The organism is Pseudomonas sp. Con_6, assembly GCF_059379395.1.
The window spans coordinates 3,408,383-3,433,130 of record NZ_CM182011.1; the positions used below are offsets into that span (position 1 = coordinate 3,408,383).

Sequence of the window (24,748 nt, forward strand, 5' to 3'; positions counted from 1 at the left end):
GAGCAAGCTCGCTGCCACGACACCTTGCTTGTCCCCTTTAATCCGCCAGCCCGACATTCCCGCCATACACCGTCTGCAGATCCCTTTCCGGAATCTCCCACACCACCAGCTTCGGCGGCGTCTGCGCAAAGGCCGGGCTGCTGAAGTAGGCCTTGGCCGCTCCGGAAAACTCCCCGCCATCCTTGGCAAAGTTGCCCACTGGCGCCCTCAGCGCCTGCTGCAGGAAACCGACGAAGTTCGAATTGCGCGAGAACGAGGTGCCAATCAGCGCCACGTTGGGCAGGTTGTCGTCGCCGAACAGATCATCAAGGTTGTCGCCGCCGGTATCCGCATCCGGGGTGTGTTCGCTGATGGTCGAAGCGGCCACCTGCTCCTGGGCCGGTTGCAGGCGTGCCGGCAGCCATTCCAGGCCGGCCAGGCGCACCAGGTCACCGGGTCGCGGAGACGGTGCACCCTGGCTGATGTCAAAGTCGCGGCTCGGCGTGGCCTGGAAACCCAGGCCGGCGATCTTGCCCGCGATCGCCTCGGCGGCGGCATGAGCGCCGGCTTCGCTCCAGTGCGTGTCGAGGCGCAGGAAGGCCTCGGCCCCCAGCGGTTGCAAGGTGGGCGCGAGATCCACAACGGCTACGCCAGAAGCCTGCAGCAGCGCTGTCCAATCTCGTACCCGCGCTTCCAGGCTGGCCGGACGCGGCAGCGCGCACAACTGGCTGGCGGCGATACGGCTCTTGTCCGGCACCACGCTTACCAGCAGTTCGATACCGCGTTGCTTGAGCCGATCACGCAAGGCGACCACGGCGGCGGCCTTGGCCTGCGCATTCTGCGCTGCGTGCCGGTTGATCTTCAGTTCGTCGTTGATGAACAGCCAGCCCGGGCAGCCCTCGCGCACCCGCGGCCCGGTATCGCCGAGCAGAAGCCAACTGCCGCCGCGCTCCAGCTGCGCGGCATGTTCCGCCAGCGGCGCCTTGGCCAGTTCCTTGGCAATGCGGTGGGTGATCTCGCCTTCCAGCACCTGGTCGTTGGACAAGGCCTTGCCCGGCAGCAGCTCCAGCTTGCCGCTGAAGGCCAGCCAGCCACAGGACAACAGCCCGGTGGCAAGGAAGGTGGCGAGAATGGCACCCGCCAGCGGGCTGGTGCGCAGGGCAATGTCGCTGGGCGGTGTCGGCGCCGTGGACGGCGGTGGGGTCTTGGTCGTCATCAGAACTGGAAGTACAGGAAGGGCACGGCGTCACGGCTGGCGATCAGGGAGAACGCCAGGAGGAAGCCAGCCACGGGCCAGAGGGCAGCCAGCATCGCGTACAGCGCGCTGTGACCATAACGTTGTTCGACACGCACCTGATACAACGGCGCGATGACACAGAACACCCCCAGCGCCGCCGCCAGGGCATGCACCGGACGCACGCTGGCGGCCAGGGCCTCGCCGAGGGCGAAGCCGTGCAGGCCGAACTGACCCGCGTACATGGCCATGGCCGTGGTGAAGTCCGGCGCGCGGAACAGCGTCCAGGCCAGGCACACGAACAGCAGGGTCAGGGTGTGCGACAGGGCCTTGGGGATCGTCGGCAGGCTGGAGCGGTTCCAGGCCCGGTCGACGCACAGCGCCACGCCATGGGCGGCGCCCCAGAGCAGGTAGTTCCAGCTGTCGCCGCCGTGCCACAGGCCGGCGATAGCCATGGTCAGGAACAGGTTGCGGTAGGTGTTCCAGGTGCCGAAGCGGTTGCCGCCCAGAGCGATGTACAGGTAATCACGCAACCAGCTGGAGAGTGACAGGTGCCAGCGCCGCCAGAAGTCCTGGATGCTGCTGGCCAGGTAGGGCCGGTTGAAGTTTTCCGGGAAATGGAAGCCCAGCATCAGGCCCAGGCCGATGGCCATGGCGCTGTAGCCGGCGAAGTCGAAGAACAGTTGCAGCGAGTAGGCCAGGCAGCCCAGCCAGGCGTCGAGGAACGACGGATTGTCGAGGTGGAAGGCGATGTCCACCAGCGGCGACAGGGTATCGGCGACCAGCACCTTCATGCACATGCCGATCATGAAGCGCCGTGCGCCGAGGGAGAAGTTCTGCCAGTTGAAGTAGCGCTGGTTCAGCTCGCGGCGGACCCAGTCGTAGCGAATGATCGGTCCGGCGATGGAGTGGCCGAACATCGAGATGTAGGTGGCGAAGTTCACCAGGCTGCGCTCCACCGGCACGGTATGCCGGTGCACGTCCACAAGGTAGGAAATCGCCTGCAGCACGATGAACGACAGCCCCGCCGGCAACGCCACGCGCTGCCACTCCAGCGGCAGGTAGCCGTAGTGGGTGATCAGCTCGCTATAGGTCGCGGCGAGGATATTGGCGTACTTGTACCAGCACAGCACCAGGGTGTTGAACACGATCAGCGCCGCCAGCAGGCGCACCCGCCCGCGTCCGTCCTCGCGGCTGCGGTCCACCAGCAGGCCGCCGGCCCAGGCGATCACCGTCAGTACCACGTGCAGCAGCAAGAACAGCGGGCTCAGCCAGCCATAGAACAGCCAACTGCCCAGCAGCAGCACGACGTTGCGTCCGCGCGCCGGGCTGAGTGCATAGACCAGCATGAACAGCGGCAGGAACAGCGTTAGGAACTCGAGCGAGGCGAAAACCATGGTGCGGCGGACGTCCTGTCAGTTGGCCAAGGTGTCGGTGGTGCTCAGCAGGCGCGGACCTTCGGCACCCGGCAGGAGCATGACGCTGTAGCGCTCGCCGGCCTTCAGTTCGCCCAGGTCCAGCGGCTTGCCGACGTTGGCGTTGGCGCACACCAGTTGCACCGACAGCTTCACCGGGTTGATCGAACGGCGCTGTACGCTGCCGTCGGCGGCGTCCTTGAACAGGTCGGCCGTGCGCCCGGCCGGACGCAGCGCGGCGCCCTGGCAGGCCGGGTCGAGGCTGACGAAGGCCAGCGAGGCCTTCAGCGCGTTGAAGTCGTCCGGTTGCTCGCGGACCACGCGCTGGGCGATCTTGCCGCCGTCATCGAAGGCGAACACCGTGGCGAACTCGCCCGGTGCCACCTGCAGGTCCAGCGCGGCGTTTTTCCCGTCGCGCGAGAGGGTGCCTTTGATCGCCTTGTTGGCCGGCACCTGCAGGTAGTCGGAGACCTGGCGGGCGTCGTTCAGGTCGAGGCTGGCCTTGGAGCCGCTGGCTTCCATCTTCAGCGCGCCCGGGGCGACATTGACGAAACGCAGGAAGGCCGAGTCCTCGCTGGGACCGGTAGGGTACAGCGCGACCTCGGCACTGGCAGCCGTGGCCAGGGCCAGCAGGGGCAGGGCGATCAGCCCGCGCACGCGGCTCATTTCTTCGCTCCCTGGACCGCCGGGGTTTTCAGCAGGGCATCGGTGATCGCCTTGCTCCAGCTGGCGTAGCCCATGGAGGTCAAGTGCTGGCCGTCGATGGTGGCCCACTGGCCCTGCTTGGAGAAGGCCAGGGAATCGATGTAGTCACACGGCGCGACGTTGCTGGCGAGGAACTTCGAGGTCATCTCGACGCGGGCATAGGTCTTGCCGTACTTGCCGCCTTCGGTGCCCCAGCTCGGGCCGACCCACACGCACTTGGCGCCGCTTTCCTTGATCGCCTTGGTCAGGGCGGTGGTCTGCTGCCAGGCCCAGGTCTTGGGGAAGGCCGGCTTCTTGTAGTCGGCCATGGTATCGCCCATGACCACGACCACCAGGTCCGCCTTGTCGGCGGCTACCAGCTGGCCGACCGGCTGGGTGGTGGCCTTGTTGCCCAGGACCACGGCCCGGTCCTTGTTGCGGCGTTCGGCGCCGCCGCATTCGCCGGGGACGCTCTGCGTCCAGTCGCCGGCCTTGGAGCCGCAGACACCGAGGGTGTGCACCTGCGCGCCTTGCTGGACCATGTTGTCGTGCAGGCTCTTGATCAGGTAGTCCGGTGTTGCCAGGTGGCTGTCGCCGATCATCAGGATCGTCAGGCCAGCGAGTAGGGAAGCAGCCATGTTGAAATCTCCTTGTCTGGCTTAGTTCGAATAGGGGGAACGGTAAGGACTGACGGGCAGGGGCATGGCCCCGCCGGCGTCGTCGAACAGGTAGCGCAGGTACAGGCCACCGGTGAACTGGCGATAGTCGCGGGCGTTGTCGACGCCCAGGCTGCCGCCGAAGAAGAATCCGTCGCCGAGGCGATATTCGCCGCTGGCGTTCAGCGAGTAGCCGATGCCGGTCTTGTTCTGCTCTTCGTAGCGGGTGTAGACCACACTGCCCGGGTTGTTGGCCATGTATGTCGTGGCCAGGTTTTCCAGGGCAGACTGGGCACCTTTGTCGCGGTAGTAGGGTGCGCCTTCCTGCTCGATATGCTGCACGCCAAGGGAGCTCTGGATCTGGTAGCTCCAGTCCGCGCCACGCTGAGCCCAGGCAAAGGGCACGCCAATCGAGAAGAAGGTCTGCGGGCTGAAATAGCCGCCGTTGCCGTAGGTGAAGAAGCTCTGGTTATCGGCGTAGCTCGATGCCGAGAGGCTCAGGCCACCGGTGAGGCGGGCGTCCTGGTTGTTCAGCAGGTACCAGTAGATGCCGCTGCCCAGTTCGTGGCGTTCGTTGTCGTCGACATGCTCGCCGGTCAACTTGGCCCAGCCGGCGTAGGCATAGGCGCCGAAGCGTTGGTTGTCATAGCTGACCTGGCCGCGCAGGCCGTTGGCGGTGACGCCACCCCATTGCACGCCGGTACGGGCATCGCGGGCACCGGCGAAGGACAGCAGGCTGTCGGTCATGGCCCGGCGCGACAGGTTGAGGTTGTAGCGGAAGTTGCTGTTCTCGGCGAACGGCCGGTCGAGGCTGATGCCGCCGACCATGCTGGTTTCACGGAAGCCCATCGGCGTGGTGCCGATATCGGTCTTCAGGCCCAGGGACGGCTTTTCATAGGCCACGGCGAGACCGACGCCGGCATCCTTCTGTGAGCCGGCGCTGTCGTTCAGGAGGGTGTCCATGTCTGCCAGCTGGCCCGCCAGGTCCTGGGCCAGGACCGCCTCGCCCTGGGCCGCGGTGAAGCCACCGAAGCGCGGAGCACTGCCACTGGGGGCGTGGAACTGTCCGGCATTCAGCGACACCGGGGTCACCCGGACAGCCATGCGGTCGTCGCCGATCGGGAAGCTGATCTCCAGCGGCGTCTCGACATCGGTGATCTTGCTCAGGCCGCCTTCGCCGTTGTTGCCGCGAATCGTCGCGCCCTGCTTGATCTGCGGGCTGCGGGTTTCACGCAGGCTGGCCAGCTCGGTCTCGATGGCCGCCCGCGGGTCCGGGTTGACCACCGCGCGCTCCGGCTCGTCCACCGGCACCGCGCGGCGGCGTTGCCCAGGTTCGTCGTCGCGGCTGGCGAGCAGCACCGGTTCGTCGAAGCGTTCCTCTTCATGCACCTTGCTGGCGGCGGCGCGAGTCTTGCTCTGCACCCGCGCAGGCTCGGGAATCTCGTTCAGGGCCACGTCGCCCAGGCGCGAAGCCTTGCGCTGGCCCGGTTCGCCAACGAAGGGGTTGGCGGCGATGGCCTGGCCGAACGGGTTGTCGACGAACTCTTCCTTCGGCGCTTGCAGGGCCAGGGCCTGGGCATAAAGCTCCTGGGCCCGGCCGAGCTTGCCGCGGCTTTTATACCAGGCCGCCGCGGTGGTCAGTACTTGCGGGTTTTCAGGCGCCAGCTCAAGGCCGCGCTCGATGGACTTTTCCGCCAGGCCTGGCTGGCCGTTCTGCTGGTAGGCGATGGCCGCACCCATCTGCACATCGGCATTGTCCGGCTGGCTGGCCAGCAGCGGCTGGAACAGGTCGACGGCCTTCTGCGGCTTGCGGTTGTCCAGGTACATGCGCGCCAGCGACGACACCGCCTGGGCATCGTCCGGGCGCTGGGCCAGGGCCGGGGCGAGGGTGTCGTAGGCGGCGACCAGGTCGCCTTTCTCGCGCAGCAGGTCGGCCTGGCGCACGGTGTACTGGAACAGCAGATCGTCGTAGCTGCGCTGCTCGCCGGCACTCAGCGGCAGGCTGCGGGTGTCGCGCAGGATCTGACTGACCTGGACATCGTCGCCGGCCTTGAGCAGGGCACCGCCATAGGCGATGCGCAGGGCCGGGCTCGGCTTGCTGCTCTGGGCAATGGCATTGCGCAACAGGGCTACCGCGCGGTCGGTGTAGCCGATGTCGATATAGGCACCGGCCAGGGCCGCGTACAGGTCCGGGCTGCCGCTCACGCCGCTTTCGGCGCGTTGCAGCAGGCTCAGGGCCTGGGTGCGCTTGCCTTGCTTGGCAAGGCTCGAGGCCTGGCTGGCCAACTGGCGTAGTTCGATCTCGTCGGCCAGATTGCGCATCGCGGCACTGCGCTGGCTGGCGGGAATGCGCGCGAGCAGTTGTCCGGCTTTCTGCCATTGCTGCTGGCGGCTGGCAAACAGCGCGCCGGCATACAGGGCGTCGGGCTTGTTCGGGTTGGCCTGGACCAGTTCGTCCATGGTTTGCCGGGCCTTGTTCGGTGCGTCGGCCTTCAGGTAGAGCTCGGCGAGGTCGGAGCGCGTCCACGGGTTTTGCGGATCGTTGCGCACCGCGTCTTCCAGGGCCTGGCGTGCGCCGGGCAGGTCACCCCGGCGCTCGGCGTCCTTGGCCTGGCCGACGGCGATGGCCGCGCGCAACTTGCCCAGGTCGCCAAGGCGCTCGCGCTGGGCGTCGCTGAGGTTGTTCATCAGGCGCTGGGCTTCGCCGAGTTTGCCGTTCTGTGCCAGTACGCTGACCAGCCCGCGCAGGCCGTCGGGCTGCCCGGCGTCCAGGGCCAGGGCTTGGCGGTAGGTAGATTCAGCGCGTTCGAACTGGCCTTCGGCGGCCTGCAGGTCGGCCAGGTTGAGCAGGCCCTGGACTTCCCTTGGGTTGCTGGCGATGGCACGTTGCAGCCGTTCGCGGGCCTTGTCCGGATCGCCGTTTTCGCGGGCGGCGGCGGCTTCGTCGAGCAGGCTCCAGTAGCGGTTGGCCTGCAGGGCAGCCTGCCAGCGGCTGCCACCCCCTTGCTTGATGGCCTGGCGGAACAACGCGTCAGCATCGGCCAGGCGCTTCTGGCGCTGGCGCACCAGACCGAGACCACCGAGGGCGTCGGCGTCCTGCGGGGCTTCGCGCAGACGCGCCTGGAACGACTGCTCGGCGGCGACCAGGTCTTCGCCTTCCAGGGCCTTGAAGCCGCGTTGCAGGTGCGGGTTCTGCTGGTAGGTGGATTGCGCCTGGCGCTGGCCGGTGCGCATCTGCTCGCGGACTTCCTCGTCGTCCGGGTAGACCTTGAGGTACTCCTCGAACAGGGCCATGTCGGCCTTGCTCCCGCCCAGCCACGACAGGCCCTGGCGCCAGGCTTCCACGGCCTGGCTGCCGATCGCCGGATCGTCACGGAACGAGGCCAGGCGACGCAGGCCGTCGGCGCGGGTGCTTTCGTTGCTCAGCAGCAGCTTGGCCAGGGCCAGCTTGACCCGGCGGTTGTCGCCTTCCTGGCGCAGCAGGCGTTCCAGGCCCTGGCGCGCTTCCTGCCAGCCGCCTTCGGTGTAGCCGAGGGTGCTGTAGAACTCCAGGGCGAGGTCGCCTTGCGGGGCCTTGCCGTCGAACAGACCGCGGTAGGTATCCACGGCTTTCTCGCCTTCGCCGGACTCCACCTCGACCCGCGCCTGGTTGAGACGCTCGCCACTGGCCTCGCCGTGCAGGCGGATCTCCTGTTCCAGCAGCAAAGCCTGGCGCGAATCCGGGTGGGCGGTCTGCAACTGTTGCAGATAACGCTTGGCAACGTCGGGACGCTTGCCGTCCAGCTCGATCAGGCCGAGGTTGTAGATGGCATCGGCCTGCTGCGGCTCGATCAGCAGCAGCTTGCGCCAAGCCTCGCTGGCCCGCGCATTGTCCTTGCGCGCCTGCCAGTACTGGCCCTGTTCGAGCAGAGCCTTGCCGTTCTCGCTCAGTTCGGCGTGGGCGCCGTTGTGGATCAGCGCGGCCAGCAGGCCGACGGCTAGGGTTTGGCGGCGCGCGCGCATGAAGTCTCCCAGAGAGGTTGCAGCTTCCCGTCGGCGAGGAAGCGGTAGTGCTCATCCATGTAGCCAAGGGCGAACAGGCTGAGGACCACGTCGTAGTAAGGCGGTTGGCGTAGTTGAACGGCGGCAGGGCTGAAGCTTTGCGCCATCAGTGTGTCGACCCGCGCGCGCTGTTGCTCCACCAGCCACGGTTGCTGGCGGGCCTTGAGGTAGGGCAATAGCGCCGCAGAGAAGCCGTAGGGGCCGTCGCCGGTGCTGGTGTTGCTTTTCACCTGAACTTTTTCCGGCGGTGTGCCTTGGGTCGCCACGCTCTGCGACATACCGCCGAGGCTGTCGAGGATCGGTTTGGCCAGTGGCTCGCTGGTCGGCGTGATGCCGGCCCACAGGTAGGTGCGGATGGCGTCGTAACTGCCCAGCTCACCCTTGACCGGGTCGACCACGAACAGCCCGGTGCCGGGACCGGTGCCGCGATAACCGACCCAGTCGGCGACATAGCCGTTATGGCTGCCGTTCTTCATCAATGTGGCGGTGGACTTGGCGATCTCGTTCCACGGTCCTTGCGGATCGGCCAGGGCCAGGCGCCGCAGCACCGGCACCGGCAGGTAGCTGGGATTGAGGTGCCAGAAATGATCAGGCTTGGCGAAGCCCTGGGCGCCGGGCAGGAGCATCTTGCCCAGTCCCGGCAGATCGGCGACCTCCCGGGCCTTGATGTTGTCCAGCAGCAAGGTCGCTTCCTTGGCGTAACCGTCGTCCTTCCACAGCCGCGCCGCTTCGAACAGCGCGTAGGCGAACCAAAGGTCGGCGTCGGAAGCCGAGTTGGTGTCGAGCAGGCGCCACTGGCCTTTGTCGTCCTTGCCCCACCACCAGCCCGGCAGGTTGTTGCCGATATCGCTGCCGGCCAGGTTGTTCTTGGCCCAGGCCCACAGGCGGTCGAAGTTGTTGCGGTCGTTGGCCACCAAGGCGAAGAACATCCCGTAGGACTGACCCTCGGACGAGCTGTGCAACTGTGGTGTGCTGGCATCCAGCACGCGGCCATCCGGCTGGATGAAGTGCTGGGTGAAGTTCTGCCACAGCGTCCAGTCGGCCACGCCGCAGGCGTCGGCGGCCTGGCTCGTTGCCGGCAGGAGGCAGGCAACCAGCGCGGCGGCCAGTAGGGGGGGCTTGAACAGGTCCATGGGTCAGGCGTCCTTGAGCCGGCGACGGGCCACGGCCCGCAGCGAGAAGTAAGCAGCCAGGCTGACCAGGGCGATGCCCGCTACGGTCAGGCCGAGTAGCAGGAACACGTGGCGCGAGAGCAGCCACTGCAGGTACTTGAACGGGCCGAGATGGCCGACGTAGTAGGACTCGTCGGCGACCAGCGACTGGATGTTGTGGCCCTTGATCACCGCCAGGCTGCCTTGCAGGGCCTGGGTGTAGCGCTCGCCGCCGATCAGGGCGTCGGTGATTTCTCCCAGTTGTTGCGCTTGCGGGCTGCTCAACAGCACCACGCTGCGCCCGCTCTTGAGTGGCGATTCGAAGCCGCTGACCCAGGACGCGCCGTTGTCGCCGCTGAGGGTCAGGGCGCCGCGGGCCTTGCGCAGGTTGGCCACCGGATCGGGGCTGATCCACTCGCGCAGGCGCAGGGGCAGATCGGAAAACTCGACATAGCGCTTGTTCTCCACGGTCCGGCTCGGCAGGTGTTCGGCCCAGGCTTCCAGCAACGGCTGGTTGGCTCCGGAAGAGAGCACCAGCAGGTCTTTGTCGGCCAGCGCCGCGACCCCGTCGGCCTGGGCCACGCTGACTGCGGTGGCGGGGTAGCCGGTGGATTCGCCGAAGCGCCCAAGCACGGTCAGGTAGGCGTTCCAGTCGGCCGGGCCGGCGCCATCGGGAAGAATCACGGCGGTCTGTGACAGATCGGCCATGCGCGTGAAGGGGAAGCCGCTGTCCTTGAACACGCCGAGGTTGGGCATGGCCATGAAGTGGTCATAGCCGCTCAGGTCCAGGGTCGAGTCCGGGTCGATGGCACCGCGCATGTTGTCGATGATGATGTCGCCGCATTCGCCCTGCTTGATGTAGTCGTACATGAAGCGGAACTGCAGGCGCGACTGCAGCGCCACCGCGTCCAGCGGCAGCAGCATGCTGGCCTCGCGTACCAGGCTGTCGTCCTTCTTCAGCGCCGCCAGCAGGCTTTGCGCGGCGCCCATGCTCTGTACCGAGGTCAGGTTCATCGAGCGGATGAAGCGGTCGTTGAAGCTGACTATCAGCGACGAGTTGGTCGAGGTCTGTTGCGGCGTATAGCGGTACTTGAGGTTCAGACGGGCGCCGTCTTCACGCCAGTTGAACAGGTCCGGCGGCAGGCGCACCGGCACGGTGATCATCGCTGGGGCGTAGCCAGACACGCTGAGCTGGCGCGGCTGGATCAGTTCGCCGAGGCGTACCGGGCGGTCGGTGGGCAGCCAGTTGGGAGCGTCGTAGGGTTTGCGCGGGACCAGGATGTCGACGGCGTCGACCTGCACGCTCTGCCCGGACAGGTTGCGGCTGCCCACCACCAGGGCGGTGGCGGCGCGCTTGATCTCGTCGCTGTCGCGACCGGCAATGACCAGCAGCTTGCCGAAGCGGTCGTTGGGATTGCTGACCACGGCCAGGGACGGGCCCTGTACCGCTGGCAGGTCGAGACCGTCGAGGTGGCTGGCCTGGCTGCTGTTGACCAGGAGAATGCCGTTGCCCTTGGCCGGCAGGTGCTGCAGCTCGCTGGAGAAGCGCGCGCCACGATAGCTGGCCAGGGCGCCGAGCCATGACGACACCGCTCCGGCGGCTTCCAGCACGGTATTGTCCGGTGCTGCGGCGAACACGAACGGCAACGTCAAGGCGCGGCGATCGCGCGGGTCGAAGAATGGCAGGGGCAGGGCGGCCAGGTCGTTAGGCAGCTCGACCTGGGAGACCTGGATACTCAACTGGCTATCGCTGCCGATCTTGGCCCACAGGCTGGAGTGCAGCGGGTCCTCGCACTGCATGGTGTAGTGGCCGACCAACTGCACGCTGAGCCGGTTGAACTCGGTGATCAGGTACGGCGGGATCTCCACCGTCTGCTTCTGCACGGAACCGGCGGTTTCTTTCGGCAGTGGCAGGCTGGCGGCAACTTCGTCGTTGACCATGATATTGATCTGCGAGAGATCGCTGAGCAGCGCCGGGGAATAGCTGTACTGCAGGGTGAGCTGGGCCCCGGTCACCACCTCGTCGGCACGCATGTCGAAGTTGACCGTGTCGGACGAGTCGATGCCGCGCAGGCTCATGGTGTAGTCCTTGCCCAGTTCCTTGAAGCTCATGCGGTAACCGCCGGCATCGGCAGCCGGCGTCGCGGTGACGTCGGCAGGCACGACCGCGGCCGGGCTTTCCTCGGCATGGACGGCGTGCGCGCTGGTCAGCAGCAGGGCACAGGCAAGCAGTGTGCGCGGACCGCGCAGCGGATTGATCCAGGTGGCCGGTACGGTCATGGGGTTTCCAATACGGTTGCGGTGTTCGGGGTATCGCTCTTGCGCCGGTAACGGCGGTGACGCAAGGCGGCGAAAGTGGCCTGGGCCAGGTCGTACATGCCACGCATGCCGACCTTGCTCACGGCGTGCAGGGCGTGCAGCGGGGTGTCGACCTTGCTGCCGCCCCAGGTCGAGGCCCAGGTGTCGGCACGGGAGAAGGTCAGGCGAACCATATCGCTCTGCTGGCGCAGGGTCAGCGGCTTGAAGCGCATGCCGGCCATGCCGCCGCGGGAGAACATCACCCGCGCTGGTAGCTCGCAGGCTTGGCCCTGGCGGTGCAGGGTGACGGTGAGCTCGCTGTCCTTGTCCAGCACCAGGCCTTCCGGCAGCTTCACGCCGACGCCGCTCTGCGAGAAGTCGAGGGTGGTACTGTCGAATTCGCGACCGTCAGCCAGGGTCAGGCGCACCGGCAGTTCGGCATGCACCCGCGGCTCGGTGCGAACCTGGCGGGTTTCACTGGCCACTGCCACGGCAGCGCTGGTCATGATCACGTTGTACAGGGTCCAGCCGAGGTTGATGACAATGGTCACCACGGCGTCCGGATCGCCGATGACCAGCTGGACCACGCCGCAGACGATGCCGATCAGGTTCAGGGTCAGCAGGATGATGTAGGGCCGGGCCAGCTTCCAGTCGAAGTAGTCCTTCTCGATGATCCCGCCCTTGTCGGTGACGTTGAAGCCGCCGATCTTCGGGTTGATCAGGGCTACCAGCACCGGGCGCATGATGTACCAGGCCAGTACCGACTCGTAGACCTCGTTCCAGAACGAGTGGCGGAAGCGTCCCTGGATCCTGGAGTTGGTCAGGCTGGCGTGGAAGATATGCGGCAGCACGTAGGCGGTGATCATCATCGCCGAGGCATGGAAGATCTTCGCGTCGAAGATCAGGTAGGCCAGGGGCGCGGTGAGGAATACAAGGCGCGGCAACCCGTAGAAGAAGTGCAGCATGGCGTTCACGTAGCAGACCCGCTGGCCGAAGCTCAGGCCCTTGCCAGTGAAGGGGTTGTCAGTACGGAAGATCTGCGCCATGCCCCGTGCCCAGCGGATTCGCTGGTTGATGTGGCGTGACAGGCTTTCGGTGGCCAGGCCCGCCGCCTGGGGGATGGCCAGGTAGGCGGTGTTGTAGCCCTTGCGGTTGAGCTTGAGGGCGGTGTGGGCGTCTTCGGTCACGGTCTCGACCGCCACGCCGCCGACTTCCAGCAGGTGGGTACGGCGGATCACCGCGCAGGAGCCGCAGAAGAAGGTGGCGTTCCACAGGTCGTTGCCGTCCTGTACCAGGCCGTAGAACAACTCACCCTCGTTGGGCACCGAACGGAAGGTGTTGAGGTTCTTCTCGAACGGGTCCGGGGAAAAGAAGAAGTGCGGGGTCTGTAGCAGCGACAGCTTGGGGTCGGCGATGAACCAGCCCATGGTCACCTGCAGGAACGAGCGGGTCGGCACGTGGTCGGCGTCGAAGATGGCCACGAACTCGCCGTCGGTGACCTTCAGCGCCTCGTTGAGGTTGCCGGCCTTGGCGTGGCGGTTGTTATCGCGAACGATGTAGTTGACCCCGATCTGCCGGGCGAACTCGCGGAATTCCTCGCGGCGGCCGTCATCGAGGACGTGCACCCGCAGCTTGTCCCGCGGCCAGTCCATGGCCTGGGCGGCGAGTACCGTGAGTTTGACGATGCTCAGTTCTTCGTTGTACGTCGGAACGAACACGTCCACCACCGGCCATTGTTCCGGTGGCAGGGTCAGCAGCTTCGGCCTGCGCTGGAGCGGCCAGGCGGTCTGCAGGTAGCCGAAGGCGAGGATCACCAGGGCATAGGTCTCGGCGGCGACCAGGCCGTAGCCGAAGAACATATCCAGCCAGTTGTCGAAGCCCAGGGTATCGGTCAGGCGCCAGTAAACGTAGCGCAGGGTGGCGATCAGCGACAGGCTGATCATCGCCAGCACCGCCAGGCGCCCGGGAACCTTGCGCAGAATCAGCAGCAGGCCGAAGCACAGGCCGGCAAAGGCGAACTGGCGCTCCAGATCCAGCGGCGCGGTGACCACGGCGACGAGCAGGAGCAAGCCGAGCACTGCGGTGAGGATCTTCAGGGTGAGCTTGAGGCCGTTTGGCAGGGCTTCCATCCGGGCGAGCCAGGCCTGCGCCCGCGCTCCCCTGGACGTCGGCAAGGCCGGCGTCGGTTTGAGTTGTGCGGTCATGAGGCGCTGGTTTCTTCGCGGTGCTGCTCGATTCGTTGGGCCAGGTCGGCGGCGACGCTGCGCAATGCCTGGCAGGCGGGGCTGTCGACCGGTTGCTGGAAGGGGTCCTGGTCAAAGGCCAGGGCTTCACCGAGTTGGTGGTCGAGCGGTACGGCAGCGAGCCATTGGTTGCCCAGTTGCTGGCGCAGGACTTCGCTCATGTCCTCGCTGAGCGGATTGCGCGGGTCCACCTGGTTGACCAGGAAGGCGCAGTGGCTGACGGGCAGCGGCGCGAGCCAGCTTTGCAGCTTGTCGAGGACAAGATAGGAGGCGGCATCGGCCAGGGTCACGGCCAGCACCTGGTCGGCGATCGTCAGCACCGGGTGCAGCCACGGCGACGCGCCGCTGGGGGTATCGATCAGCAGCAGGTCGTCCTTGCCCAGGTCGAGGTCGGCCAGTTGTTCCAGCAGGAACGTCGGGTTGCTTGCCAGTTGTGCTTCGAAGGCGCGCTGGTCGGCGGCGTTGCTAGGACCGAAGGGCAGGCAATCGACGCCGCTGGCGCTGTGGCAGATCACTTCACTCCAACCGAGGTCATTCAACCGGGCCTGGTTGATGCCGGCGCTGGCGCGGGGCAGTTGCAGATGACTGACCAGGGCATTCTGCGCATCGAGATCGAGGACCAGGGTCCGCCCGGCGGGACGCTGCAACAGTTTGCCGAGTGCGGCGACCAGGGTGGTCTTGCCGACCCCGCCCTTGGCCGAGAGCACGGCGATCACCCTGGCTTGTGGACGTGGTGCCGATTGCGTGCGCAGCGCACGGTCGAGGGCACGGCGGTTGTGGGCTTCGGCCTGGGCGCGGCGCTCGTGGGCGAGGGCCCGGAGGCGTTCGCTCAGGGAGCCCGCGGGTGCGTCCGCAGGGGCTGCGACCGCGGCTGCAAGCGGTGCTGGAGCGGGAAGCGGGGCGCTCGGAGACGGCGCGGCAGCCTGCATGGGCACGGCGGCTACGGGGGCGGGCGGGCGCTTGAGCTCGACCAGATTCCTTGCAACGGCTTTCACTGGCGAATTTGGCTCGGCAACGGGCGTCGCCGGCTCGAGATACTCGAACTCAGTGTTTATTTCCTTATAACTGTCAGCACTTGCTCCGAATCTGTGGAACAAATTTCCAATATCGTCTGCTTGACTCATATATGTACTTCCAGCCTACGGCTATCTGGACTACAGAAGGGCAGATAAGGACTTCCAAGTGCGTAAGGGTGTGATATCAAAATAACTGTGTCAATAAATTGTGTATTTACGGTTGCCGTTCGCGGATTGTGCTGACAGCAAAAATAAAGCGCCTAATTTTTGACTTTATTCTGAACCGCTCTAACTCGGCCTGCTTCCATGGCTTCGGCCGTGAATCCCAAAAGTTGAGTAGGAATCAAGGGTTTTCCCTACAGGAAAATCAAGGGGTTGCCCTGAGGTCTTGTAGGAAAAAGCGTACAGATGATAGCAAGATTTCCTACAATTTGCGCAAATGGGCGCTTGTTACCGGTCGGATGGCCGGGAGGAAGGCAGGCGTAACGCCATCACTGTGGGAGCTGGCAGGCCAGCTCCCACAGTGATGGCGTTTACAAAGCAGGCAAGAAAAATGCCTGAAGGCGCCTCAGTGAGGCGCGCGAGGAATGGTCTTCAGCAGGTCTTCGGCACTGATATGCCCGACGACGGCGCTGCCCGGCTGCGGCAGGTCGAGAATATGACCCTTCATCTTGCCGATCACATGCATCTCGCAAGGCTTGCAATCGAACTTCAGGGTCAGCACTTCATCGCCATGGACCAGTTGCATCGGCGCCACCTTGGTGCGCACACCCGTCACGCCCTTGGCCTGTTTCGGGCACAGGTTGAAGGAGAAGCGCAGGCAGTGCTTGGTGATCATCACCGGCACTTCGCCTGGCTCTTCGTGGGCCTCGTAGGCCGCGTCGATCAGTTCGACACCGTGACGGTGATAGAACTCGCGGGCCTTGTGGTTGTAGACGTTGGCCAGGAACGACAGATGTGACTCCGGGTACACCGGCGGCGGCGTGGTTTCCGCCTTGCGGCCACCACGCGGGTGGGCCGCCACACGGGCCTCGGTCAGAGCCTCGATCACTTCGCGGCGCAGGGCCTTGAGCTGCGAGTTGGGAATGAAGAACGCCTGTGGTGCGTCCAGTTCGACCGCGTCGGCATGGTACTGGGTGGTGCCCAGTTGGCCGAGCAGGTCGTGCAACTGCTCCAGCGCCTGCTCAGGCTTGTTGGCAGCACCGAACGGACCGTCCAGGCGTGCACTGGCGCTGATGCCTTCCTCGCTGGTGGCCGTCACTTCCAGGCCGTCCTCGCGCAGGCGGGCGAGCCAGGACAGGCCGATGCGGCGCTCGGCCGAGGTCTTCTGCAGGGCTTGCTGCCAGTTGTGGTCGAGGTTGCGGCTCAGTGGATGGTTCGGTCGCAGCTTGTATAGGCCGTCCGGCATCTCGTTGGGCTCGACGCGGTAGCGGTAGCGCTTCTCGCCGTCTTCCTCGAACTCGCCCTTGGGCTCGGCGATGTTGGCGCGGAAACCGACCACTTCGCGCTTGACCAGCACGTTGAGGCCGTCACCGTTGGACAGCGGCTCATGGGTGACCACCTGCATATCGCGCTTTCCGACTTTCTCCACGGTGCCCACCAGCAGGCCGGTGAAGGTCGGCGAGTCGAAGGCGCCGATGTCGATCTTGCGCTCGCTGACGAAGTAGTCGGTGCTGCCGCGGTGGAAGGTCTTGTCCGGGTCGGGAACGAAGAAGTGCGCGGTACGGCCGCTGGAGGCGCGTGCCAGGTCCGGGCGACCTTCGAGGATGTTGTCGAGCAGTTGGCGGTAATAGGCGGTGATGTTCTTCACATAGCCCACGTCTTTGTAGCGACCTTCGATCTTGAACGAGCGCACGCCAGCGTCCACCAGGGCGGCCAGGTTGGCGCTCTGGTTGTTGTCCTTCATCGACAACAGGTGCTTCTCGTAGGCGATCACGCCGCCTTTTTCATCCTTCAGGGTGTACGGCAGGCGGCAGGCCTGGGAGCAGTCGCCGCGGTTGGCGCTGCGTCCGGTCTGCGCGTGGGAGATGTTGCACTGACCGGAGAAGGCCACGCACAGCGCGCCGTGGATGAAGAACTCGATCGCCGCGTCGGTTTCGTCGGCGATGGCGCGGATTTCCTTGAGGTTCAGCTCACGGGCCAGCACCAGTTGGGAAAAGCCGGCCTGGTCGAGGAATTTTGCCCGGGCCAGGGTGCGGATATCGGTCTGGGTGCTGGCGTGCAGTTCGATCGGAGGGATGTCGAGCTCCATGACGCCCAGGTCCTGGACGATCAGCGCGTCGACGCCGGCATCGTAGAGCTGGTGGATCAGCTTGCGTGCCGGTTCCAGCTCGTTGTCGTGGAGGATGGTGTTGATGGTGGTGAAGATCCGCGCATGGTAGCGACGGGCGAACTTCACCAACTCGGCAATCTCGCTGACTTCGTTGCAGGCGTTGTGCCGCGCGCCGAAGCTCGGGCCGCCGATGTACACGGCGTCGGCGCCATGCAGGATGGCCTCGCGGGCGATGGCGACATCGCGGGCAGGGCTGAGCAATTCCAGGTGATTCTTGGGCAAGGACATAGTGTTTTTTTAGGCTTTGGCACGGTCAAGGCGCGCATTGTAGCCGCGAAATGTCCTACGGGCATCCCAATGCTGCCCGATGGCGGTCCCGCAGGGCGCGGGACCGCGGTCTGTCAGGCCTTGGCGGCCATGGCGGTGACTTCCACCTTCATGCCTTCGACGGCCAGTTCGGCCACGCCGACGGCGGCGCGTACCGGCCATGGGCTGCTGAAGAAGCGCTGGTAGACCTCGTTGAACGCCGGGCGATCGGCCATGTCGGTGAGGTAGATGGTCAGGTGCAGGACCCGGTCCATGGAGCTGCCGGCCTTTTCCAGGGCCACTTTCAGCGCCAGCAGGGTGCATTCGCTCTGCGCGGTGATGTCGCCCAGTTCCAGGCTGCCGTCGGCGCGGGTGGGGATCTGGGTGGACATGAGGATGCCGTTGAACGCGGTGACGTCGGAAGAGATCGACTCGGGATCCGGGTCGGGGATGTAGGTGATGTCCTGGTTGGCCATTGGGGTCTCTGTAAGGGTGGGTGCACGGCCGGACAGTGTACGGGGTGTGTTGCGTTCAAGCGAATGAGGCCCGCACGGATTGAACGTCATTCACCTGCAAGGGCTCTGAACTCATAGGCACCGCAACGGGACACACGACCATGAACGACAAACCCCATCGTCCGGAACTCCAGGCCTGGCACGCCATGCTGCTGGACGACGGCTACCGTCTTGACTCCCCGGATGCCTGGCACGGCAGTCTGTTGCAGGGCGCCGAGGAACTGCTGAGCAGCGGCGTGGTGGACTGGGACGAATACATGGCGCTCAAGGCGCTGGCCAACGGCGGCCATGCCCGCGCCCTGGAAGATGCCCTCGATGCCCGCTTGGCGGACCCCGACGCATGAAGCCGCAAGGAGACGTGAACGATGAGCGAGTTCGATGAGCCGGGCGATGTCCGGCGCCTGCAGTTCCACGATGACGGCGCCACGCGGGCAGGAGGACTACGATATCCAGCGCCCTGGCAGCGCCAGCCAGGCTGATTCGAAAGCGCGGATCGCCCGGGTCGCCTTGCCCGAGGCCGATCCGGTGGCGGCCCCCGACGGTCCGTTGATGAGCGCCTGGGGTGTCTCAGGCGACGCGGGCGGTGAGTACTAGCGAGGCGGGCTTGCCACTGACCGGGTGCAGCGGCTCGCCGAGGCTGTCGAGGCGCAAACCGCTTTCAGTGAGTAGCCCCACCCAGCTTTCCAGGGTGCGGAAATACCACGGCGCCGGGTCACGGAAGGCAGCATCGAAGCCGGCCCAGGAGCCTTGTCGCCAACCATCGGCGTAAAACGCATCACCGCAGGCGACATGCGGATGAAGCGTCTGGATTACCAGATGGCCGTCGCGCTTCAGCACCCGTGGCAGGCTCGCAATCAACTGGCCCAGTTCCTCTGCACCGAACAGCGAGAAATTGCACGCCACCAGGTCCACCTGGCGCGTGGGCGGCTGCTGGCTGAACGTGGCGTAGTCCAGGCACTGGTAGTCGCCCGCCGGGTCTGCCGCCCGTGCCGCGTCCACCAGGCTCGCGGTGGCGTCCACGCCCCAGGTGCGTATGCCCCAGCCATGCAGGGCCCGGCACAGCCAGCCTTCGCCGCAGCCAAGGTCGAGCACGTTGTGTGGACGGCAGGCGTCGATGGCGGCGAGCATGGCCCGGTCGGTGACCAGGCGGCGACTCTCGATCTGTGCCTCGCGCACGGCAGTGATCCAGGGTTCGGCATTGGTCTGCCAACTGGACAGGATCAGCGCTTCGGAATCGTCGTCGGTCATCGTCAGAGCCTCCCCGGGGTCAGGCCAGCAAGTCTTCGTAGAACGCCCCGTACGGCTTGCTCGGGTGGGCGATCTGGATTTCCAGGATCCACAGGCCTTCGCTGGGCTGCTCCGTGTAATCACCGAGGTCGCCGGCGCGGTAAATGGCGTGGGGGAAGTCGCTGACGCGGTGGCCCTTGATGTCCAGGTTGAGTTTCCAGCCCATGGCCTGGGCCTGTTCATTGGCGAAGTCATACAGCTCGACGCCGCTGCAGCCGGTTTCCCGCCAGTGACTTTCGACGCGCTGATAGAGGGTTTTCGCCGCGGCGGCGCAGGCGATCATCTCCGGGTCGTTGCCGACCGCGAAGGTGGCACCGGCGTCGCCTTCATGGCCTTTCCAGACGATGCCCATGTCGATGAAGAAAATGTCGTTCTCACCCAGCACCGGGTCGCCGTCGGAGCGCTGGTTGAACCCTTTGAGGGTGTTGGCGCCGAAGCGCACCAGCAGCGGGTGCCAGATGCGTTCCATGCCCAGTTCGCAGAGGATCTGCTTGCCCAGCTTGGTTGCTTCGGTCTCGGTCATGCCGGGACGTATCACCGCGGCGATGGCGTCCACGGCGTCCCAGGTCCGGGCCTGGGCGTATTTCATCAGGTCCAGCGCGTAGTTCGCGCCGGTGGCTTCCTTGGGGTACACGGCGGTGGTCATGGGGCTCTCTTCTATGAGGGGCTCTGGGGATGCTTCGCTGTAGAGGATTGTATATAGCGGTGGCGAATTGCAATAAATAGTTACATCGGCGTCGCTCCCACAGGGATCTTCAGTGTCCGTACAGGCCCACGAGGCTCATCCCACCCAACGCATGCCCCTGCAACGCTTTGAGCAACCCCTCCCGATCCAGGCCCTCGGGCAGGCTGCCGGGCGCCAGATCAGTGGCGATCAGCGTCAACGCATAGTGATGGGGATTGTCCCCGGCCGGCGGGCAGGGACCACGGTAGGCGGTATCGCCGCGAACGTTCCTGCCCAGGGTGAAACCTTCGCTGGCGCCTTCGACCAGTTGCCCCTTGGCCGGATCGATGTTGTAAGCGACCCAGTGTGACACCCCGAGCCCCTTGGCCCCGTCCGGATCGAACATCAGCAGGGCCACCGAGCGCGTCCCCTCGGGCAGGTTCGACCAGCTCACCTGCGGCGACATCTGCTGGCCCTTGCCGCAATTGGCGTCGGCACCGATCTGCGAAAGTGGAATGCGTCCGCCGTCATTGAACGCGGTGGAGTGGATCGACAGCGGCGCCGCATTCACGGCGCCGGTCAGTGCCAGCAGCGCGACCGCGCCCGCCAGCGAAGGGAATCTTCTGTTCACTGCGGTTCTCCTTCGAGCATCTCCGGGAACCGCAGTGTAGACGTCTTACTCGACGCCGGCGCGGGGCGTCGGCGGATTCACCGCGTGCTCGCCCATTTCCGGGACGGGCGGGTGCTCCAAGGCCGCGTGGCGCAGGTCGTCGGTCACCCGCAGCTCGGCACCGGTCGGCGAGAAGGTCGCCGACGGCACGAATGGCGCCGGGTTGGCTGGCACCGGGCGCTTGCCGCGACGCCACAGGAAGAAGCCGACCATGCTCAGGTTGATCAGGGCGAAAGACCAGAACAAGCCGTCCTGGCCGTAGCTGTTCATCGCCGGCGAAATCGCCAGCGGGCTCAGTGCCGAGCCCAGCGAGTTGATCAGCAGCATGCCCTGGATCATCGGCACCAGCGCTTCCACCGGTGCCCGGTCGGCGGCGTGGCTGACCGACACCGGATAGACGGCGAACACACCGCCACCGAGCAGGAACAGCATCGCCGGCAGCAGCACCGAAGTTGGCGGCAGCAGCAGGATGATTACCGACAGCACCACGCACAGCAGACCGAGGGCGATCAGCACGTCCTGGCGGTCCTTGCGGTCGGACCAGCGGCCCACCGGGTATTGCAGGAGCATGGCGCCGAGAATCACCCAGGCCATCATGTTGCCAACTTCGCCGACATCCAGGCCGATGCGCTGCAGGTACAGCGGCAGCAGGGTGTAGACCGCGGCGATGGCCACGCCGGAGCCGAAGCAGCCGACCAGGCCGGTGGGGGTGACGCTGAGCAACTGCCGCGGCCGCAGCGGCTCGACATGTTCCAGGATCGGCGAAACCCGCGGCAGGATCACGATCGGCAGCACCGATAGCGCCGCCAGCATGCCGGCGACCATGAAGGGCGCGTTGCCGCCCCAGCCAGCGATTTCGCCGAGGGCCGCCTGGCTGAGCACGCCGGCGCCATAGAAGGAAATCATGTACAGCGCCAGCAGACGGCCGCGGGCCTTGGTGTCGCCGGCCATCAGCAGCCAGCTCTCGATCACCAGAAACACGCCGACGGTGGCCCAGCCATTGATCAGGCGCAGCACCATCCAGCCCCAGGTGTCGACGAACAGGCCCTGGGCGAGGATGGTCACGGCGATCAGCGAGGCGAAGCTGCTGTAGGCGCGGATATGGCCGATGCGCAGGATCAGCCGGTCATTGAAGATCGCGCCCAGGGTCAGGCCGATGAAATAGGCCGAGGAGACGAAACCGATCATGGTGGCGGATTCGCCGGACTCGCCCAGGCGCAAGGTGGTCAGGGAAGACAGGAAACCGTTGCCCAGGGCCATGATGAACAGGCCGAGCAGGGGTGCCAGCGCCATCGCCAGCAAACGCGGAGACATACGTACCTCAATAGTGGGGTTGAATAGCCGTCAGACACCCTAGGTACGCGCGCGCATTCAGCCGGACCATTGCGGGCCGGTGCTGTTCATTGTTGGGGTTGTCGCTGCTCGATGCGGTGAGGCGAAAAAGGGCGCGGAATTCTACTGGGTTTCCGGGGTGCGCCAACAGATGGGGAGGGGTGCGGCGAAGCGTCGCAGCAGGAGCTGGCAAGCCAGCTCCTGCGAAACGGCGCAGATCAGGCGTTGGCGGCGACGCCACGGCCCTGGCGGGAAACCCGCAGCGCCACCAGGCCGCCGACCACGATCAGGCCCGCCAGCGAGTAAAGCGCCGCGTCGGTGGAGCCGGTCTGGTCCTTGATCCAGCCCACCAGGTACGGGCTGAGGAAGCCGGCCATCTGCCCGACCGAGTTGATGATCGCCAGGCCCGCCACGGCGGTGCCGGCGCTAAGCAGGGCAGTCGGCATCGGCCAGAACATCGGCAGGCCGGTGAGGGCGCCCATGGTGGCGATGCTCAGGCCGAGGATGGCGATCACCGGGCTGTGGGCGAAGTTGACCGCGATCAGCAGGCCGACGGCGCCCATCAGCATCGGTACCACGAGGTGCCAGCGGCGCTCGTTGCGCAGGTCCGCCGAGCGACCCACCAGGAGCATGAACACCCCGGCCAGCAGGTACGGGATCGCGCTCAGCCAGCCGATCAGCAGGGCGTCGGCGAAACCGAGGCTCTTGATGATCGACGGCAGCCAGAAGTTGATGGCGTAGACGCCGCTCTGGATGCAGAAGTAGACGAAGCCGAAGGTCCAGATCAGCGGATGGGTGAGCACCGAGAGCAGGCTGTCGCTGACAGTCTGCGGCTTGCTCGCCGCATCGGCGCGCAGGTCGGCGTCTACCGCCGCGCGTTGCGCCGGGCTCAGCCAGGCGGCCTTGGCGAAGCCGTCGCTGAGCAGGAACACCGCCATGCAGCCGAGCACTACTGTGGGCAGGCCCTGGATCAGGAACATCCACTGCCAGCCGGCGAGGCCGCCTTGCCCTGCGGCGAAGTGGTTGAGGATCCAGCCAGAGAATGGGCCGCCGAGCAAACCGGAAACCGGGATCGCCGACATGAACAGGGCCATGATGCGCCCGCGACGCTGGGCCGGGAACCACTGCGAGAGGTACAGCACGATGCCGGGGAAGAAACCGGCTTCGGCCGCGCCGGTGAACAGGCGCAGCACATAGAACTGGGTCGGCGTGGTGACGAACAACAGGCAGGTCGACAGCGTGCCCCAGGTAATCATCATCAGCGCGATCCAGCGTCGCGGGCCGAAGCGGTTCAGCGCCAGGTTGCTGGGCAGGCCGCAGAGCACGTAGCCGATGAAGAAGATCCCGGCCCCGAGGCCGTAGATGGTTTCGCTGAACTTCAGGGCGTCTAGCATCTGCAGCTTGGCGAAGCCAACGTTGACCCGGTCGAGGTAGTTGAACAGGTAGCAGACGAAGATGAACGGGATCAGCCGCAGGGTGATACGCCGGTACAGCGCATCGCGGTCGATGGCATGGCCTTGGTCAGGGGCAGGGCTGGATGACATGATTCTCTCTCTGTTGTTATGGTTGTGCGGCATCCCGCGTCGAGGCGGGCGCTGTTGAAAAGTCTCGGCGAGCGCGCGATGCCTGTCTTTGTGCCATTGCACGGCATTTTTGTCGTGCTGTTGTGCCATCGCCCAACCCGTAGACCCTCAAGGACCCCCCATGTTCGAGCTGGATCATGACCTGGCGCAGGATATCGTCGACCGGGCGATGGCCATTCTGCCTTTCAACGTCAACGTCATGGACAGCCAGGGCCTGATCCTCGGCAGCGGCGAGCGCCAGCGTATCAATACCCGGCACGAGGGCGCCCAACTGGTTCTGGCCAACGAGCGCATCGTCGAGATCGACGATGAGGCAGCCAAGTGCCTCAAGGGCGTACAGCCGGGGGTCAACCTGCCGTTGATGCTGGATGGCCGGCTTATCGGCGTGCTGGGTATCACCGGCGAGCCGCAGCAATTGCGTACCTATGCGGAGCTGGTGCGGATGACCGCCGAGATGCTCCTGGCCCAGCGTCACCTGCAAGTTGAGCAGCAATGGCGACGCCAGCGTTGTGACGACCTGCTGGCCTTGCTGCTGGGCGGCAGCGGCGACGCCCCGCGCCTGGTGGACGAGGCCCGGCAACTGGGCCTGAAGCCGCAATTGCCGCGAGTGCCGTGCCTGTTCGAGCTGGACGAGGGGCCCGGGGCGGAAGCCCTGTCGGTTTGGTTGATGCAGCGCTATCCGGACAGCTGGTGCGTGAGTCCGGCGCGGCAGTCGCTGCTCTGGTGTCGCCCGGCCGGGCTGGCCGTGGATGAAGGCAAGGCGCTGGACAAGATCGAGACTCAGGGCTGGCACGTGCAGCGTCTGGCGGTGGGCGGCGTGGCCGACGGCGTGGAGAGCTTGCGCCGTGGTTATCGGCGGGTGCGCGACCTGCTGGCCTACGGGCGCGAGGTGCTACCGGGCGAGCGCCTGCTGACCCTGGCGCGCTATCGACTGCCGGCGTTGCTCTGGCGGCATCGCCAGGACGATGCGCTGGATGAACTGCTGGAGCCGTTACAGCGGATTCGCGCCAAGGATGTCAGCGGCCAGTTGCTGGCGACCTTGCGCGCCTGGTGCAGCCATGACGGTCAGAGCCAGGCCTGTGCCGATGCCTTGGGTATTCATCGCAACAGTCTGAGATACCGGCTGGAGCGAGTGGGTGAGCTGAGCGGGGTGGATCCGCTGCGGCTGGAGGGGATGCTCAGCTTGTACCTGGGGTTGCAGTTGTTGCCTGCCGAATAGCCGGTGATCTCTCGGACCTTATTGCTGGCAAGCCAGCTTGCTCCCACAGGTACAGCATCGTTCTTGGGGGCAGTGGAGATCCTTGTGAGAGCTGGCTTGCCAGCGATGAGGCCCTCAGCCACACCACCTGAAATCGCATCTCCCCGTGCCCCCATTGTCCAACTGACCAAACAACCCACCCCC

Annotated in this window: 19 protein-coding genes; 3 read left to right on the forward strand and 16 right to left on the reverse strand. The window is 65.7% G+C overall.

The window, feature by feature from the left end:
* Positions 1–37: 37 nt before the first annotated feature.
* From AC5QPF_RS15245 to AC5QPF_RS15295, 11 genes are all read right to left on the reverse strand, one after another.
* The gene (locus AC5QPF_RS15245) at positions 38–1,195 is read right to left on the reverse strand and encodes an alginate O-acetyltransferase AlgX-related protein (RefSeq protein WP_494964016.1); all 1,158 of its coding nucleotides are present in this window, start codon (positions 1,193–1,195) and stop codon (positions 38–40) included.
* Complete coding sequence (locus AC5QPF_RS15250) at positions 1,195–2,610, reverse strand: MBOAT family O-acyltransferase (protein WP_494964017.1); 1,416 nt, start codon at positions 2,608–2,610, stop codon at positions 1,195–1,197. The genes AC5QPF_RS15245 and AC5QPF_RS15250 overlap by 1 nt, the downstream gene beginning before the upstream one ends.
* Positions 2,611–2,628: 18 nt before the next feature.
* On the reverse strand, positions 2,629–3,294 hold the full coding sequence (locus AC5QPF_RS15255; RefSeq protein WP_494964018.1) for an alginate O-acetyltransferase AlgF: 666 nt from the start codon (positions 3,292–3,294) through the stop codon (positions 2,629–2,631).
* Positions 3,291–3,950 carry an SGNH/GDSL hydrolase family protein gene (locus tag AC5QPF_RS15260; RefSeq protein WP_494964019.1) on the reverse strand — a complete coding sequence of 220 codons (660 nt, stop codon included), beginning with the start codon at positions 3,948–3,950 and terminating at the stop codon, positions 3,291–3,293. The genes AC5QPF_RS15255 and AC5QPF_RS15260 overlap by 4 nt, the downstream gene beginning before the upstream one ends.
* Positions 3,951–3,971: 21 nt before the next feature.
* Complete coding sequence (locus tag AC5QPF_RS15265; RefSeq protein ID WP_494964020.1) at positions 3,972–7,970, reverse strand: cellulose synthase subunit BcsC-related outer membrane protein; 3,999 nt, start codon at positions 7,968–7,970, stop codon at positions 3,972–3,974.
* The gene (gene bcsZ / locus AC5QPF_RS15270) at positions 7,946–9,142 is read right to left on the reverse strand and encodes a cellulose synthase complex periplasmic endoglucanase BcsZ (RefSeq protein ID WP_494964021.1); all 1,197 of its coding nucleotides are present in this window, start codon (positions 9,140–9,142) and stop codon (positions 7,946–7,948) included. The genes AC5QPF_RS15265 and bcsZ overlap by 25 nt, the downstream gene beginning before the upstream one ends.
* A gap of 3 nt (positions 9,143–9,145) precedes the next feature.
* The gene (gene bcsB / locus AC5QPF_RS15275) at positions 9,146–11,440 is read right to left on the reverse strand and encodes a cellulose biosynthesis cyclic di-GMP-binding regulatory protein BcsB (RefSeq protein WP_494964022.1); all 2,295 of its coding nucleotides are present in this window, start codon (positions 11,438–11,440) and stop codon (positions 9,146–9,148) included.
* Positions 11,437–13,662, reverse strand: a complete 2,226-nt coding sequence (gene bcsA / locus AC5QPF_RS15280) for a UDP-forming cellulose synthase catalytic subunit (protein ID WP_494964023.1) — start codon at positions 13,660–13,662, stop codon at positions 11,437–11,439. Before bcsA ends, bcsB begins: the two co-directional genes overlap by 4 nt.
* Entirely contained in the window at positions 13,659–14,696 is a 1,038-nt protein-coding gene (gene bcsQ / locus AC5QPF_RS15285; RefSeq protein ID WP_494964024.1) for a cellulose biosynthesis protein BcsQ, read from the reverse strand. Before bcsQ ends, bcsA begins: the two co-directional genes overlap by 4 nt.
* 589 nt (positions 14,697–15,285) lie before the next feature.
* Positions 15,286–17,277, reverse strand: a complete 1,992-nt coding sequence (locus AC5QPF_RS15290; RefSeq protein WP_494964025.1) for a U32 family peptidase — start codon at positions 17,275–17,277, stop codon at positions 15,286–15,288.
* A gap of 113 nt (positions 17,278–17,390) precedes the next feature.
* Positions 17,391–17,771: a Rid family hydrolase gene (locus AC5QPF_RS15295; protein ID WP_494964026.1), complete on the reverse strand. Its 381-nt coding sequence runs from the start codon at positions 17,769–17,771 to the stop codon at positions 17,391–17,393.
* A 140-nt stretch (positions 17,772–17,911) separates the two neighbouring features.
* Between AC5QPF_RS15295 and AC5QPF_RS15300 the strand changes: the two genes are divergently transcribed.
* Together AC5QPF_RS15300 and AC5QPF_RS15305 are read left to right on the forward strand one after the other, a co-directional pair.
* A complete protein-coding gene (locus AC5QPF_RS15300; RefSeq protein ID WP_494964027.1) occupies positions 17,912–18,154 on the forward strand; it encodes a hypothetical protein in 243 nt (80 codons plus the stop codon).
* A 70-nt stretch (positions 18,155–18,224) separates the two neighbouring features.
* Positions 18,225–18,404 carry a hypothetical protein gene (locus AC5QPF_RS15305; RefSeq protein WP_494964028.1) on the forward strand — a complete coding sequence of 60 codons (180 nt, stop codon included), beginning with the start codon at positions 18,225–18,227 and terminating at the stop codon, positions 18,402–18,404.
* On the opposite strand, the gene AC5QPF_RS15310 is transcribed toward AC5QPF_RS15305, so the two are convergent.
* The 5 genes from AC5QPF_RS15310 to AC5QPF_RS15330 all read right to left on the reverse strand — a co-directional run bounded on the left by AC5QPF_RS15310 (position 18,378) and on the right by AC5QPF_RS15330 (position 23,307).
* Positions 18,378–19,058, reverse strand: a complete 681-nt coding sequence (locus tag AC5QPF_RS15310; protein ID WP_494964029.1) for a methyltransferase domain-containing protein — start codon at positions 19,056–19,058, stop codon at positions 18,378–18,380. The two genes, AC5QPF_RS15305 and AC5QPF_RS15310, sit on opposite strands and share 27 nt — an antisense overlap.
* A gap of 19 nt (positions 19,059–19,077) precedes the next feature.
* A complete protein-coding gene (locus AC5QPF_RS15315; protein WP_494964030.1) occupies positions 19,078–19,743 on the reverse strand; it encodes a M24 family metallopeptidase in 666 nt (221 codons plus the stop codon).
* 109 nt (positions 19,744–19,852) lie between these two features.
* Entirely contained in the window at positions 19,853–20,392 is a 540-nt protein-coding gene (locus AC5QPF_RS15320) for a YbhB/YbcL family Raf kinase inhibitor-like protein (RefSeq protein ID WP_494964031.1), read from the reverse strand.
* Positions 20,393–20,437: 45 nt separating this feature from the next.
* Positions 20,438–21,745, reverse strand: coding sequence for an MFS transporter (locus AC5QPF_RS15325; protein ID WP_494964032.1), 1,308 nt, complete (start codon positions 21,743–21,745; stop codon positions 20,438–20,440).
* 236 nt (positions 21,746–21,981) lie between these two features.
* A complete protein-coding gene (locus tag AC5QPF_RS15330) occupies positions 21,982–23,307 on the reverse strand; it encodes an MFS transporter (RefSeq protein ID WP_494964033.1) in 1,326 nt (441 codons plus the stop codon).
* Between the two features lie 160 nt (positions 23,308–23,467).
* Between AC5QPF_RS15330 and AC5QPF_RS15335 the strand changes: the two genes are divergently transcribed.
* Positions 23,468–24,565, forward strand: coding sequence for a sugar diacid recognition domain-containing protein (locus AC5QPF_RS15335; protein ID WP_494964034.1), 1,098 nt, complete (start codon positions 23,468–23,470; stop codon positions 24,563–24,565).
* Positions 24,566–24,748: the final 183 nt, after the last annotated feature.